The sequence below is a fragment of the Pseudotabrizicola sediminis genome (genome assembly GCF_004745575.1).
Lineage (GTDB): Bacteria > Pseudomonadota > Alphaproteobacteria > Rhodobacterales > Rhodobacteraceae > Pseudotabrizicola > Pseudotabrizicola sediminis.
The window spans coordinates 1-14737 of sequence record NZ_RPEM01000028.1; the positions used below are offsets into that span (position 1 = coordinate 1).

Annotated in this window: 9 protein-coding genes and 1 pseudogene; 3 read left to right on the plus strand and 7 right to left on the minus strand. The window is 59.9% G+C overall.

Annotated elements, in window-relative coordinates; genetic code table 11:
• Nucleotides 1–119: 119 nt before the first annotated feature.
• The 4 genes from EEB11_RS18640 to EEB11_RS18655 form a co-directional block, all read right to left on the minus strand.
• Nucleotides 120–1460 (minus strand): HlyD family type I secretion periplasmic adaptor subunit, encoded by a 1341-nt coding sequence (locus EEB11_RS18640; RefSeq protein WP_135434002.1) that lies wholly within the window; start codon nucleotides 1458–1460, stop codon nucleotides 120–122.
• 22 nt (nucleotides 1461–1482) lie between these two features.
• Nucleotides 1483–3699 (minus strand): type I secretion system permease/ATPase, encoded by a 2217-nt coding sequence (locus EEB11_RS18645; protein ID WP_135434004.1) that lies wholly within the window; start codon nucleotides 3697–3699, stop codon nucleotides 1483–1485.
• A 211-nt stretch (nucleotides 3700–3910) separates the two neighbouring features.
• Entirely contained in the window at nucleotides 3911–6133 is a 2223-nt protein-coding gene (locus EEB11_RS18650) for a hypothetical protein (protein WP_135434006.1), read from the minus strand.
• 93 nt (nucleotides 6134–6226) lie between these two features.
• On the minus strand, nucleotides 6227–9724 hold the full coding sequence (locus EEB11_RS18655; protein WP_167852815.1) for a beta strand repeat-containing protein: 3498 nt from the start codon (nucleotides 9722–9724) through the stop codon (nucleotides 6227–6229).
• A gap of 703 nt (nucleotides 9725–10427) precedes the next feature.
• On the opposite strand from EEB11_RS18655, the gene EEB11_RS19850 reads away from it, so the two are divergent.
• Together EEB11_RS19850 and EEB11_RS18670 are read left to right on the plus strand one after the other, a co-directional pair.
• Nucleotides 10428–11189 carry a helix-turn-helix transcriptional regulator gene (locus EEB11_RS19850; protein ID WP_245299009.1) on the plus strand — a complete coding sequence of 254 codons (762 nt, stop codon included), beginning with the start codon at nucleotides 10428–10430 and terminating at the stop codon, nucleotides 11187–11189.
• On the plus strand, nucleotides 11189–11683 hold the full coding sequence (locus tag EEB11_RS18670; RefSeq protein WP_135434021.1) for a hypothetical protein: 495 nt from the start codon (nucleotides 11189–11191) through the stop codon (nucleotides 11681–11683). Before EEB11_RS19850 ends, EEB11_RS18670 begins: the two co-directional genes overlap by 1 nt.
• Before the next feature lie 61 nt (nucleotides 11684–11744).
• On the opposite strand, the gene EEB11_RS18675 is transcribed toward EEB11_RS18670, so the two are convergent.
• From EEB11_RS18675 to EEB11_RS18685, 3 genes and pseudogenes are all read right to left on the minus strand, one after another.
• Entirely contained in the window at nucleotides 11745–13283 is a 1539-nt protein-coding gene (locus EEB11_RS18675; RefSeq protein ID WP_245299010.1) for a phospholipase D family protein, read from the minus strand.
• Nucleotides 13283–13996: an endonuclease/exonuclease/phosphatase family protein gene (locus EEB11_RS18680; protein ID WP_167852816.1), complete on the minus strand. Its 714-nt coding sequence runs from the start codon at nucleotides 13994–13996 to the stop codon at nucleotides 13283–13285. The genes EEB11_RS18675 and EEB11_RS18680 overlap by 1 nt, the downstream gene beginning before the upstream one ends.
• A gap of 132 nt (nucleotides 13997–14128) precedes the next feature.
• Nucleotides 14129–14257: pseudogene (locus tag EEB11_RS18685) on the minus strand (IS66 family transposase); the annotation flags it as partial.
• 102 nt (nucleotides 14258–14359) lie between these two features.
• On the opposite strand from EEB11_RS18685, the gene EEB11_RS18690 reads away from it, so the two are divergent.
• Complete coding sequence (locus EEB11_RS18690) at nucleotides 14360–14695, plus strand: nucleotidyltransferase family protein (protein WP_245299011.1); 336 nt, start codon at nucleotides 14360–14362, stop codon at nucleotides 14693–14695.
• Nucleotides 14696–14737 lie beyond the last annotated feature (42 nt).

Genomic DNA, 14737 nt, shown 5'->3' on the forward strand with positions numbered 1-14737 from the left:
GGACGCCGTCCGGAATCCTATGTCAGGTGCGGAACACTAGCCCAGTCAGTTCAAGCCCAGATCATGGGGTCTAGACTGCTGGAAGAGCCTCTGAACCAACCCAACACCTTTCGCAAAGCTTATCTTTCGCGGAAGGCTCGGATCATGCTGTCTTTGATCGGTTTGGCCAGATACTGCGCAAAGGTCCGCTCGGCGGTCTGGATCATGATCTCAGTTGGCATACCCGGGGTCGGCTTGAAGTTATGCACCAGCCGCATCTGGTCCGGGCTAATCGAGATCCGGGCCAGATAGACTTCTTGCATTGACCCTGATGACACATCCGCAATGGCATCAGCCGAGACATAGAAAACCTTTCCCTCCAGAAGAGGCGTTGTACGCCGGTTAAGCGCCGACAGCCGCACCGTTGCCAGCTGCCCGGTTTGAACAGAATCGATTTCGACCCGCGGGATCTGGGTTTCGATGATCAAGGGCTGGTCACCGGGCAGAATTTCCACAATTGGCTGCCCGCTTTCGACCACCCCTCCGGCGGTGTGATAGTACAGGCGCACCACCACACCCGAGACCGGGGCCACCACTTCTGTGCGTGCCAGCACGTTTTGCGCAGTTCGCGACTGTTCGCGGATTCCGTCCAGTTCGGCCTGAACCGATTGCAGCTGGTTGAGGGCGGCTTCCTGATACTTACCGATCGCCTGATCCATCTGCGAAAGATACTTGCGCCGGACCTGTTCAATCTCGCCTATTTCAGCCTCCAGGCGTCCGATCTGGCCCTCAGCCTCGACAACGGCGCGCTTTAGGGCATTGGCTTCGGAGCGGCGCACCAATCCCTGCTCAAGAAGATCGTTTTTGTCGTCAAGCTCTTCGCTCAACAACGTCAATTGCCGCCGGTGCGAGGCTAGCTGGATGGTATAGCCGACCTTGCGGATGTCCATCGCCTCGACATTGCGTTCCAAGAGGGACAGATCGCCCAGCAGCGCAGCCTGCGTCACCCGAAAGGTCAAAAGCTGGCTGTCGAGGATTGACGCAATCTCGATATCACTGCGTGCGGCCTCCAGATGAGCGGGAAAGACCAGAGTGCCCGCTCGACCATTTTCCGCCTGAAGCCGCGCCTCCATGGCTTCAAGTCGGGTCTGGCGCAAGAACAACTCGCGGTCATTGGCAAAGGATGCAGTCCTGTCCAGCCGCATGAGGAGCTGCCCCTCGTTCACGGTGTCGCCCTCTGACACCATGATGTCCTTGATGATGCCGCCTTCCAGATGCTGCACAATCTTGTTCTGGCCGGTGGCGACGAAACTGCCCTGGGTCACCACCGCTGCCGCCAGCGGGGCGAGAAAGGCCCAGGCCCCAAAGCCACCGAAGGACACCACCATCAGTAGCATGCTGACCAACACATGCCGCGACACCGAGCGCGGTACCTCGGCATACCACTGCACGTCGGTAACGGAAGGAGCAGAGACTGACATACCCAAAACCCTTCTGATGTCGTTAACGAACCTGTTTGCTTTGCGGGCCCTTGCGCCCGGCAAGCTCTTGCAGCACGCGGGTACGCTCGCCGAACAGCTGAATGCCGCCATCGGCCAGCAGCATGATCTTGTCCACCACGCTCAGCAGCGACGGCTTTTGCGTGATCACCACAACGGTGATCTTGTTCTGGCGGGCATGCTCGATCGCTTTGGCCAAGGCTTTGTCACCATTGCTATCGAGGTTCGAATTCGGCTCATCCAAAACCACAAAACGCGGGTCGCCGTAGAAGGCCCGCGCCAGTGCAACGCGTTGTTTTTGGCCGCCAGACAGGGGTGAGCCATCGGAGGCCACGACGGTTTCATAGCCCTGTGGCAGATTGGCGATCATCTCGTGTACATCGGCCAGTTCGGCCGCACGGAAGATCTGTGCATCGGTCGCATCGGCGCGCATCCGACCGATATTGTCCTTGATGGTGCCGGGGAACAGTTGAACGTCCTGCGGCAGATAGCCGATGCTTTCGCCAAACTGGCGCGGGTCCCAATTGCGCAAATCCATGAGATCCAGCCGCACATTTCCCGAAGTTGGCATCACCGACCCCACCAGCATCTTGCCAAGCGTCGTCTTGCCCGCGCCCGAATTGCCGATCACCGCCAATGTGTCGCCGGGGTTCAGCGAAAAGCTGATCCCGTTCAGCACTACCTGCTTGGTGCCCCCCGGCACGAACAAAAGCCGTTCCACATCCAGCCGGCCTTGCGGTTTCGGCAACACCAGCTTTTCATATTGCAGCTTTGAGGATCGCAGCAGCGTCGAGACGCGGTCGTAGGCCGAGCGCGACAGCGAAAATGCATTCCACCCCTCGATCGCGCCTTCGATCGGGGCCAGCGCCCGGCCCGCGATGATCGACGCGGCGATCACCATGCCACCGGTGATTTCGCCGCCAATTGCCAGAAACGCGCCCCAGCCCAGCAGCCCGACCTGCGTCAACAGGCGGATAAAGCGCGACACCGCCGACATCATGATGTTGCGGTCTTGCGCCTTGACCTGGGCGCTGAGCGACTGGGCGGTATCGCGCCCCCAAATCCGCACCGCCTCGGGGATCATTGCCAGAGCATTGATGATCTGGCTATTGCGCGACATGGAATCGAGATGCATGTTCGCCTTCGATTGCGCCATATTGGCGGTGGCGAACGGTTTCGATGTCAGTTTCTGATTGGCCAACGCCACCACCATCAACAGCAAGGCAGCCACGACAACAATCATACCCAAATCCGGATGCACCAAGAAGATCGCCAGTATGAACAGCGGCGCAAACGGCACATCCAGAAACGACAACAGTGTGCTGGAAGTCAGAAAACTGCGCACTTGCTGCAAGTCACCCAGTGTTTGATACTCACGGCCCGAGCCATGCAACGAAGCATGCGCTGCCGCACTCAGCACTGGCGCGCCGAGTTGCACGGCCACTTCCACCGCCGTCCGCATAAGAATGAACCGTCGCATCGCGTCAAAGACGCTTTGCAGCAGAACTGCAAAAACGATGATCAGCGTCAACATCACCAGGGTGTCGACCGACCTGCTGACCAGTACCCGGTCTGAAATCTGGAACAGATAGATCGGGATCGCGAGGATCAGCAAGTTGGTCGCAAAGGTCAGCACCACGACCGACACCATGTTCCGCGACACTGCGGCAATCCCGCGGCGCAGGCTCTGATCGAAATCCTCGGGGCCCTTGCGCTTGTGAAAGCTTGGCGGCGGGGCCATTCCATTGCCGCCGCCATCCGATGGCGGGCCTTGGTCGGGCTTGCGCGGAACCGGGCCGGTGTTGCCCTCGATGATGTCGCCAGGTGAAGATGGCTGCGGTGCTTGCGAGTCTTTTGCGATCACCTCTGGGGCTGGCGTGGGGGTGACCTCGGGTGCTTGCGTGACCTGCGGGGGCCCTTGCGTCTCTGCCTCAGCCGATTGGGGCTTGGGCCGGGCCGCCTGGGCCGCACGTGGGGTCGAGGCTTCAGTTTGGACCGTTGCAAGATCGGGCACCTTTGCCACCATCGCCACTGTTTCCGGGCGCGGTGCCGGCGCAGCAGGCTCGATCCGATCCTTGTTCTGCACCAGATCCTTGTCCGAAGGAGGGCGCGCGGCGGGGGCTGCCACGGTGGGGGGGATCGCCACGGCGGCAAGCCGGGGCACTGGCAGCAAAGCCTCGGCCTGAGGCAGGATCGCCCCGGCCGCTTCCGACACATTCATTGCATTTTGCTGACGGACCCGATTGACCCGGAATGTCGGAACATCTGCCGCGCCCAAATCAGCGCGCTGATCAAAAGTCAAGTAATAGGGCAATGGGTGCCCCGCGTCGGCAGCACTGTCCTTGCCCGCCTTCACCCCGGATAGGGTAAGACGGTCGGTTCGTCTGACATCGGAATAGTCTTTCAAAATCTTTTACTCCGTCGCAATCCGCTTAGCCCAGCATAGAACTGCTCATCACCTCATGATGTGCAAACGAGCCAAGAATGGAGGTGTGGGTCGCGGCAATAACATCCGCCGCCATGTTGGAATCGATCAAACCGTCCGCCAGAAAGGCGACAGCCTCGGTCGTCAGGCTCGCAAGTCCCTCTGCGGTTGGCATGTCCGAGGTATCGATCAGATTGGCCTGATGGATCAGTGCGTCGGAATAGACTTTGCCGCTGGCGAAGATTGTCGAATCCACGCCGCGGTCGGTGATCGAGGCAAAGTTGCCCAGAATGTTCGACCCGGTGACAAGGGAAATCTGAGCGCCCAACTGGTCGGCGAAATTGGCCGCCGCGAGATGCACCTGATCAGCATCGCCCAGCACATTGGTCTGCTCAAGCACGTTCACGGTGATAAAATTGCCTGAGATGTACAGCACCCGCAACAACTCAACACCCTCAAAGAATTCACTGGCCAGTACATCGGAACTGACGCCGGTCGCCCCGGCCACAAAGGCATTGACCGCCGCCGTGAACGTGTCGGTGATCGCCTCGATGCTGTCTTCGCCCACCGTGGTGATGGCAGCCTGATTGACCAAAAGGTTATCGCCGGTCGATACCGGGGGGACGGTCGGGGTTTCGGGCCTGGTGTCCGCCTCGGCTTCGGCAGGGTCCGGCAGATCGGTGGCGATGCTGTCGGTCAGCAATAGGTCGCCAAGTGCCGAGACGGCCACCACATCACTGTCCAGCAGCACGTTTGTCTGCTTGATCAGCGTCATGTCGATCAGGTTTCCGCCGACGATAATCAGGTCATACACAAAGCCAATCTGCAGCATGTCGATCAGGTTAGACAGGGTGTTGTCGCCCAGACCCAGGTAAAGGGTGTTACCAGTCACCTCGATCTCCGCGCGGTCGTGGTCAGTGGCAAAACTGTACTGCTGCGACCAGTTGATCTGGATCACATCTGCTTCGACCCGCACCACCGCCCAGGCGGACGGTTGCCCGCCGGAGGCCTTGGCTGTAGCCTCGGCAATCTCGGCAATCTCGGCAATCTCGGCAATCTCGGCAATCTCGGCAATCTCGGCAATCTCGGCAATCTCGGCAATCTCGGCATCGGTGACAGGGGCTGGCGTGGCGCTCTCGGTCACGATCGAGGCCATATTCAGCGCCACCGACGGGGCCACCACGATCCCGAATGGCACCGAGTCGTGATCAACCACGACATTGACCTGCGAAATCGCCTTGTAGTCCAGCACATCGCCGCCAACCGCGATCACCTTGCCGTCCAGCCAAGCTGAGGTAATCACCGTCTCGTTGATCATCAGGTTGGCACCGGCCACCACCTCCAGGCCCGGATCGGGGACAATATCGCCAAAATCCTTTTCAAGACCGTGATGCGCGGCATCGCTTTGACTGTTCGTGGCGCTGACCGAGGTGATGACAGTTGTTGGGCCTTCTGCGTCATCGTCTTCCGTTGCCACAGGTTCGTCCGGGGCCGGTTCCTTTGCCTGAAAGTAGATGGGCTTGAACTCGGTCCAGTCGGGCATTTCGATGGCCAGCGCCCCATTTACATGAATACCCTCAGTGGCCGCACCGGTCTTGACCGAGACGGTCAGAGTTCCGGCGACACCATCCGCCTCCTCAGGAGCACGAGCCTGAACCGCGCGCGCCAGTCCAAACCAATCGGTCGAGAGGGCTGAAAACGCCGCGTCAATCGGGCTCATGTTTGCCGCTTGCTGTTTCAACAAGGCCAGTAGGTCGTCCACCGCGCCAATATCCTGAAACGCAGCGGGGGTGCGGACTGAAAACTGGTCATTGTCGGACAGCGTGTTGTGCTGCACCGTTACTGCAATCAGCGAGCTTGGCGCTGGCAGGTTGTAAATGATCGCCGCAGGGCCGGGCTGCGGCGGGGCAAACTCCGGGCTCGGGGCATTGGCTGGGGTCGAGACATCGTAGACCGGAACTTCATGAAGTGGCGGCGCAGTAACCATACCGATCGGCAGCGGTACAATGGTCGTCGCCGGTGGGGAGTAAGAAATTTCGGGGTTGTAATCTTCGAGTTCATGCGGCGCTTTCAGGCGCACTCCCATTAGCTCCAGCCGTTCGGCTTCTTCCTCAACCGCGCGGGCCGCACTGAACTTTTCATATTCGATCCGAAGCCGGGCTGCCTCTTCGGAGATCTGGAAGGCCCCAATGAAATGCGCGATCGTTTCCGAGATCGGGTCGAGCGACATTGAACCTCTCCTCAAACTCACGAAACACTTGACGTCTGGTGTAGGTGCCTGGGGCCGGCACAACGGCCCCAGGCTTTGATCTCGTGTCAGGGACTAGAGAGATTCGTCGTCCTGGCCGATGTAGCTGGAGCTGAACGAGCCGCCCACCACGTTCATGTCGACCGAGTTGCCAAGCACGTTGGCACCCATCACGATGGTCTGGTTGAAGGCGTCGAGGTTGACCGCCGCCGCCGCCGAAGCATAGGATTCGCCGGTGACATAGCCGTCGTCACCATTGCCTGATCCCCAGCTACCGGCATTGCCGCCCGCACCACCGGCACCGTTGATGGCAGAGCCACCAGCCCCGCCGGCACTGGCACCGCCGAGTGCATCGCCGACTGTAGACGAGCCACCCAGAGCGTTACCCGTGGCACCACCGATGGCCGAAGTCGAACCTCCGGCCCCCGATCCGCCCGAAGAGGCATCGACGTTGCCCGAGGCCATGGCGTCGGCGCTCGACGTAGACTCGTTGGCGCTGGCACCACCGGCACCCGTCGTCAGGGTGCTGTCGTTGTCCGACATCGACTCGGCCAAAGCCTCCGAAGCGATATCCGACCAGCCGCCATAGCCACCGTCACCGCTGGCATAACCATCGGCGTCACCCGTCGCACTTGCGTCGGTGTCAGAGGTGACGGCACCACCCCCGCCCGAAGTCGCAGCCGACGCAGAAGACCCATCGTTGCTTAGGGTCGAATCGACCGATGTGTCGGTGCTGGACGCACCGCCGGCAGATGTCGAAGTTCCCGAACCTGAGGCCGTTGCATCGGCATCATTCGATGCGTCTGCCATGGCCCCGGCACCTGACTCAGAGTCTGTGCTCGCCGTGCCGGAATTGGTGGCATCGTCATCGGTCGTGGCCGATCCCGCTGCACCCGCGCCGCCGGTTCCCGAGTTGGCTGCATCGCTGCCAACCGTGGTATCCAGCATCCCGGTTGCTGCCGTGGCGGCTCCGCCCGCACCCGAGTTGTTTTCGGACTGCGCGCTTCCGTTGGCCGCAGCGTCGTTGTCCGTCGCTCCCGCACCTCCGGCTCCGGACTCCGAGTCGCTGCTGGCACCACCGTGGGCCATCGCGTCATTGTCCGAACCCGCGGCACCGCCATTGGCCGCGCCAGTCGCCGCAGTATTGCCCGCGGTCCCCGTCACGTTACTGTCGGCCATGCCCGACGCGCCGGTAGCGTCCCCCGCATTGCCCGAGCTGTTGTCGGAAGATGCGCCACCGTCAGCCATGGCTTCGGTGGCATTGGTTCCGGCCGCCCCGGCTCCTGACTGGCTGTTCGTCGCGCCATTCGACGCTGCTGCAGCATCATCATCGGTCATGCCGCTGCCGGCACCACCAGCCCCGCCATTTCCACCCGAAGTTGCATCGCCCGACACATCCGTGTCAGCCATGCCTGCCGTGCTGGTTCCAGTACCACCGTCTCCACCATTGGCAGCGCCCGAAGCCGTTCCGGTGGCCGTCGATGTGGCCGGGCCAGAGGTGCCGGTTCCTGCGCCACCGGCACCGCCCGTCGCATCGTCATTCACCGCAACCCCAATCAGCGGAGGAATGCCCATCCCGCCATTGGTGGCCGCGTTAGAGCCTTCGCCACCGGCACCGCCATCCACCTCTGCGTCAGAATCGGCATCGGCGTCGGTTTCGGCAGTGCCTGTTCCGGTCGCACCGCCCGCCGTGCCACCGTCGGCATTCGAGTCGGTTTCGGCAGAACCCTCGGCATCACTCTCGGCCGAGTTTTTGGTCGAACCGCCATCTGCGCCCATGCCTTCGGCAGAACTGGAGGTTTCGGCTTCCGAAACGACATCCACGTCCCCGTCGATTTCGCCACCGTCACCACCTTCGGCCTTGCCTTCGGCGTCGGCATCAGCCGAACCGGTGGCATAACCTTTGGCATCGCCACTGTCGCCTGCGTCCACTTCGGACTCGCTTTCGGCCTCGCTATCGCCTTCAACATCGGCCTCTTGGTCAGCGCTACCGCTGTCGCCGCCTTCTGACGTGGCTTCGCCTTCAGCCTCTGCTTCGACGTCGGAAGCGACATCGCCGTCAATATCGCCGCCCTTACCACCTTGGGCGTCGCCATCTGACTCGGCTTCGGCTTCGGTTTCGACCTCGCCCTCTACGTTACCCGACTCACCTCCTTCAGCATCAGCCGAGGCTTCGGCTTCGCCTTCGGCGTCGCTGTCGGCATCCTGGTCAATGTCGCCGCCGCTGCCACCTTCGCCTTTGGCATCGCTGTCGGTTTCGGCTTTGCCTTCCAGATCGACATCGCCGTCGATGTCGCCACCATCGCCACCCTCAGCCTTGATTTCCGACAGCGTACCAGCAAGGCCCAAACCAGCACCGATGCTGGAGGATTCACCGCCGTTGCCACCTGTCGCCGACGTATCGTTGTCTGAGTCTGCTTTCGAGTCCTGCTCGGAGTCACTGTCGGCACTCCCGCCGTCGCCAGCGTCGTCCTCCGATTTGGAGGAAGCCTCCACATCGCCTTCGACATCGCTTTCATTCTCGGCGTCACCGCCGTCACCGCCCTCGCCCTCTGCGCTGTTGTCGGCGTTGGCCTCACTTTCGCCGCTGGCGTCGCTGTCACCATCGCCGCCATCGCCGCCTTCACCGTCCGCATCCGACTCGGACGTTCCGCCTGTGGCTTCATTGCCCGAGCCCGATGTGCTGCCGGTGCTGCCGGTATTGCCACCCTTGGCTTCGACATCGCCATTGTCACCTGACGTGCCGCCTGTCGCCCCGGAAACACCGCCCAGCGCGCTGCCACCTTGTGAGTCGCCGCCATCGGCATCGGCATCCGACCCTCCTTCGGAACCATCAGACGATGAGCTGATTCCTTCTTCGGCCGACGCGTGGCCGCCTTCGGCATTACCCGACTGCGTGAAGCTGCCTTCGTTCTTTACAGAGGCATGCTCAAGCGTGTCGTTGTCAGCGAGATCATTGGTCAGGACATTAACAAACCCGGCATTGTTGCCTGGTCCGGTCAGCGAATTGTTCAAAATATCGCCGAAGTCGATGTCATTGCCCGGATCATAGCTCAGGTTGCCTTTCGCGTTCATGATGTCGCCGGTGTGCGATCCCTTCAGATCGAAGTCGGCAAAATCGTCATCCGAAGGCTCATACCCCGACATGTCAACGCCGACATCGACGCTTACGTCAACGTCAGCATCTACGTCGCTGGAACTGTGGCTGGAGCTGTCGGATGTGTTTTCCGACGTGTTGATGGTGGTCGATGTGCTGCTCACATCGCTGGTGTTGTTGTTGGCGTTACTGTTCGAATTGCCATTGGTGTTAGAGTTGCCATTGGTGCTCGAATTGCTGTTGGTGTTGGCACTATCGTTGGTGTTGCCATTGCTGTTGGTGTTGCCGTTGTCGCTCGACGACTGATTTTCGTTCGAGTTTTCGTTAGAAGACTCATTGTCGTTGTCATTCTCGTTGTCGTTGTCGTTGTCCGACTTCGACAGCGACTTGGCCAGGGCTTCGGCCGAGCTGTCGGCCTCATACGGGCCGTCATGCCCCATGTCGCCGGGGGTCATATGGTTGCGTTGTTTGGTCATGATGTTACCTCTTGAAAGAGGCCGTCGGCACATCGCCATTCATCTGCAAAGCGATCACTGCCATCGGGCCGGTCAGGTTGCGCGTTCTTTCATTCGGGCAGCGGACGAAAATCGGGCAATACACTCGAAGTACGCCCGCGCCGGGGACAGGTCTTCGCTGCGGCTGGTTTGCCCTGCCATATTTCAAAATGCGGGTCTTCATAAAACACGATGAAACGCGGCAGAGTAATCAGACCGAAGCCCGGCAATATCTGCCGGATACTCTCTTTCTCAACAGTCACCCATCGGAATAAATTCCCGGTGGAACCCAACGGTCGCACAGCGGGGGTGCCCAATCTGCCTGGAAAAAAGGGCTAGCTCACATCGACTGCCGCAAAACGCGACCGATTCGGTCGATCCAGGTCCAGAAAATGGCGATTTTGCGGCGATATCACGGCAATTAAGGGTAAGTTCTTCTGCCGTGCCTTCATCCGCAGAAAGGGAAAATCTATCAATATTGCCGGCACAACGATTTGTTTGAGTTCTGTTTTCTTCTATAAGTTGATTTGATTTTAAAATTGCAATTTTGAGAGGATTCGCCAACTCAACCGAAGGATTTATTTACGCAAGTACCGTTCCATCGTAAGATCAAACTTTATGCTATTATCCTTGCACTTTGATCGCTACCTGTTTGAGTTTACTAAACTGTTGGGGGGATTTATTGATGTCCAATGAACTCGCGTCACGGGGAACTCAGTTTTTTTCTGACCGCCCCAAAGCTGCTCGGCGCACCGTCATATTTCTGGGCGGCCCGATCAATTGTGAGGACCGGATGCTGAAGGTCCTTGCCGCTGAGTTTGACGGTACAGAATTTATGCGATGCCCAAGCCTTCACGCAGTGGAGGAACTGAACAAGCAGAACCGCAGCGTGCCCCTTGTCGTACTTGAAGAGTGCGACCTGCCTGCGCTGATCGAGAAGCCTTCGCCGTTTTTTGCGGCAGCCCGCGAAGCGCGGCTCGTGCTGGCCTATCGCAACCGCGATGCGGCGCTGGCAGTGCTTGAGGCCGCCGAGCGTGACCGTCGACTCGCCTCCGTCAGCCTTTTGCCGCTGGAAGTTCACATGGAAGTCTGGGTATCGGTGACCCGCCTGCTTTTGCTGGGCGTGCCCTACGTCCCGGCGAACCTGTCGCGTGGGGCAGCTTTCCCGCCCCTCGACAATGCCGCTCCTGTCGATGTTGCCCCCCCGCCTGCTGCAGAGAATGAAGGCAAACCCGTTCTGACACGGCGCGAAATGGAAGTTCTGAAGCTTGCCGCCTCGGGAATGCAGAACAAGAACATCGCCGCGAAGTTGGCCCTCTCCGAGCACACGGTCAAGTTACACATGCATCATGTGCTATCGAAGCTGGGTGTCGACAATCGCACAGGTGCAACCCATTGGTTCCTCGGCCAGACGCGGCAGACACCGCACTATTTACAAGAACTTTGATGGTGCGCGAGTCTGATCAATTCGACCAGCTTTTGCTGTTGATCGGGCGCCTGAACTATTCCTGGAGCAACACAGAAAGCCTGTTGATCCACCTGATCGCCGGTCTCGCTCGCACCGACAAGGACACTGCACTGATAGTCTTTCTGACGCTTAACACCTCGCGGGCGCGGCTGGACCTGGTGGAACGGCTTGCCAAGTTGGAACGGACCGCCAGACAAGAAAGGCACGATGTGCTGGACATCACGGCCCGCTTCGGCAAGCTGTCGGGGTTGCGCAACCGCTATAACCACAGTCTTTTTGCCTTTGATCCTGAAAGCGGCGCAGCCCGCACCATCATGATGCGGATATCGGACCGCAAGGAGAACCTTAAGATGGGGCAAGAACAAATGATCGACGCCGAGGCACTGGACGAATTGCGGCGCGCGCTGACCGAGCTTTCCGACTTGAACAAGGCGGTCTGGAGCTTCGTCAGAACCTACAGCTATCCTGCATAGATGAACGTGTCCGAAGTGCATCGGGTCCGTAGCATACTTGTGCGTCATTGCAGAAGGCCGATCACATAAGCCATTCAACCGGCAGCCAACTGATTACGTTTACGACCAAGCGCTTCGTGGCGGTGGAACCTGGCTCTTTTATTTGGGCCGTCCGATGTGCGGTGTCGATCCAGACCTTGTGGCCGCCTTGCAATTCGACTCGCCAGGCGAGGCCTGCCAACCCCCGATCAAAGGAGGTGTGTAGACCTTGAGCCATCTGTGGGCTTTCGATCAGAATGCCCATCTCGGTGTTCAGCGTGGTCGAGCGGGGATCGAAGTTGAATGAACCGACAAAAATTCGAGCGTCGTCCACTGCAAAGGTCTTGGCGTGCAGACTGGCTTTGGACAATCCGAACCGACCTCCCTTCCCGCTTTGACGGTCCGTTCGGGCACCGCCATGCAACTCGAAAAGCGTGACGCCCCCGCGCAGCAACGCATTTCGACGCTTCGCATAACCGGCATGCACGGCCACGACGTCCGTGGCCTCAAGTGAATTGGTGAGTGCGCGCACTGCCACACCGCGTGATGTCAGGGTAATAAACGCCTTCAAACCTGCCGCGCCCGGCACCAGATAGGGAGAGACCACGTCGATCTTCTTCTCAATCTGACCTACCGCGTGCATCAGACGTGTGGCCAGGAGGTCCTCACGCGGTACGGCGCCTTGCCCTTTAATCGGATCGTCGCTGACCAGAACTGCGCGTGTCCATTCCAGGCTGAGATTGCCGTTGACCAGCTCAGCCCTGACATCCGAGCCTTCCAGCACCCGGCAGTACTGGAAAAACTGTGGCAGTCCGCGAAACCGCGTAAGACCGCTGTCGATGGGGTCCGCGCCACTGGCGGCACCGACAATCGGTCCGGCAGGATGCGCGGACAGGCAGGCCCAGTAGCGGTCGAAGTCGGCAGACACCCAAGGCACGATGTCACCCGCCGCAAGAACATCGAGGTCAACGAACATCGCGTCATTGCCGGTGTCGAAATACCTGTCGCCCACATTTCGCCCGCCGAGGATGGTCACGAGCCCGTCTACTGTGAATGACTTATTGTGCATCCGACGGTTCAGCCGAAAGAAATCAAAAATATAGCAAAGTGACTTGAGACGGCGCAGGTTGAACGGGTTGTATAGTCGCACTTCGACATTCCGATGCGCCTCGAGCGCCGCCAGTTCTGGATCAAGCCCAGAGGTGCCGTTGTCATCCAAGAGCAACCGCACCCGAACGCCACGATCGGCGGCTCGTCGCAACGCGTCCAGCATCATGAAACCTGTCAGATCACCGTACCAAATGTAGTATTGCGCGTCGATCGACGATAGCGCCGAATCGGCAAGAAAGATCCGCGCGGCAAAGGCGTCAGCTCCGTTCAACAAAGGCCTGACACCGGTCAGCCCGTTATGCGCGTTAGCCATTGGCGCAAAGATCTCCGACAGAGCACCGCAGCGCAACGGCGGTAGGGCCGTACTCGTTGTGCGGCTCGAAAGGGAGGGCATCCGGAAAACTGCGCGAGCCAAAAGGACCGCTAGTGCCGATGTAATCCCAAGCGCCAACAGGGTTGCCAACACGGTCATCATTCTGAGCCTGCCGCTCGTACCGCGTCACGAGGTGACAGATGCCGAAACTGCCCAATGATCGGTCGGTGATCCGAGGCCATGATTGCATTCGGTCCAGCAATCACCCCACTGCTCAGCAATTCCAGGTCGCGGCTATAGACCAGGCGGTCCAGGTTGAGGAACGGGCGGCCAGCCGGGAAGGTCGGGCCTGGGCTGTGGATGCAAAGCCAATCGGGCACTGCCTCGAACCCCCGCTGGTCACGCCATTCGTTGTAATCGCCCGCGATAACAGTCGGCCTGTGATCTAGCTCGGCCAACCGCGCGACAATGAAGCTGATTTGCTTGCGGCGATTGCCGCGCAACAAACCCAGATGAACACCTACAATACGAACCGCCACTCCGCGCACCGTCAGATCGACGATGACCACACCTCGCGGTTCTAGGGCTGGCAGATCATGAAGATGTATTGCGCCCACCTCGGTGCCTGGCCGCTTCAGCATCGCAATCCCGTGCCAGCCAAGGCCGACGGCGCTTGGCGTCAAGTCGATCACTTCGAAAGGGCCAATCCGACCCTGCATGCGCGGCAGGGCAGCGTGGCGTGGGGGTATGCGGAAGTCAGCTTCCTGCAACAAGACAACATCGGCGTCGAAGTCGACAATGGCGCCTATGGTCCGCGAAGGACGGCGTCGGAAGTCGCGGCCCAGCCCGGCGCGGATGTTCCAGCTTGCCACCGTAAGGTCCGTCATTCGCACTAATCCTTCAGGAGCCGATGCCCTGCCCAGAACGTTCTCAGGTCCGACCTATAAATCAAAGGCTTCTTTTCCAAGCTGTGGGGCTCCACCTTAGAGCCAGCCCAAAACAGGTGCCATGGGTGAGGGACTGAGTTCGAAGGTATTGTTGTTGACCTCCACAAGACCATCGGTCAAAAAGTGGCTAAGGCCGTCGCGATATTTGGCGATGTAGGCCAGCGCCTCGCCCAAGGGCGATTTGGCCCCGCCGTCGACCACCGTGGTACAGCTTCACCAGTAGGAGCATGACCGCAATCCGGGCGTCGGGGCAGTGTGCAGAAAAAAAACTTTGCTACGCACTACCGCATGCATCTCGACGAGGCGGCCTCGGAGGTTGTGGGCAGCGTCGAGGAGCGTAAGCGCAACAGGCGGACCTACATCTACGACCGGTTCCGGATCGGGACCGAGATGAAGAGCCGCTACCTCGGCGAGGATAGCCCCGACTTACGCGATCGCCTGGCGCGCGCGGCCGATCTGAAGGCGAAGGCCCGGGAGCGAAAGAAGCGCATGTCTCGCATGGCGCGCGTCCTGCGGTCCGAAGGATTGATCGGAACCGACAGGGAGACAGGCTCACTGCTTCTTGCCTTCGCGCGCGCCGGCGTCTTCCGGCAGGGCGGCACGTTGATCGGGACCGGAGCCTAAGTGTCACATCCCGGAAGGTGATATGGCTGTTTCCTGAACACC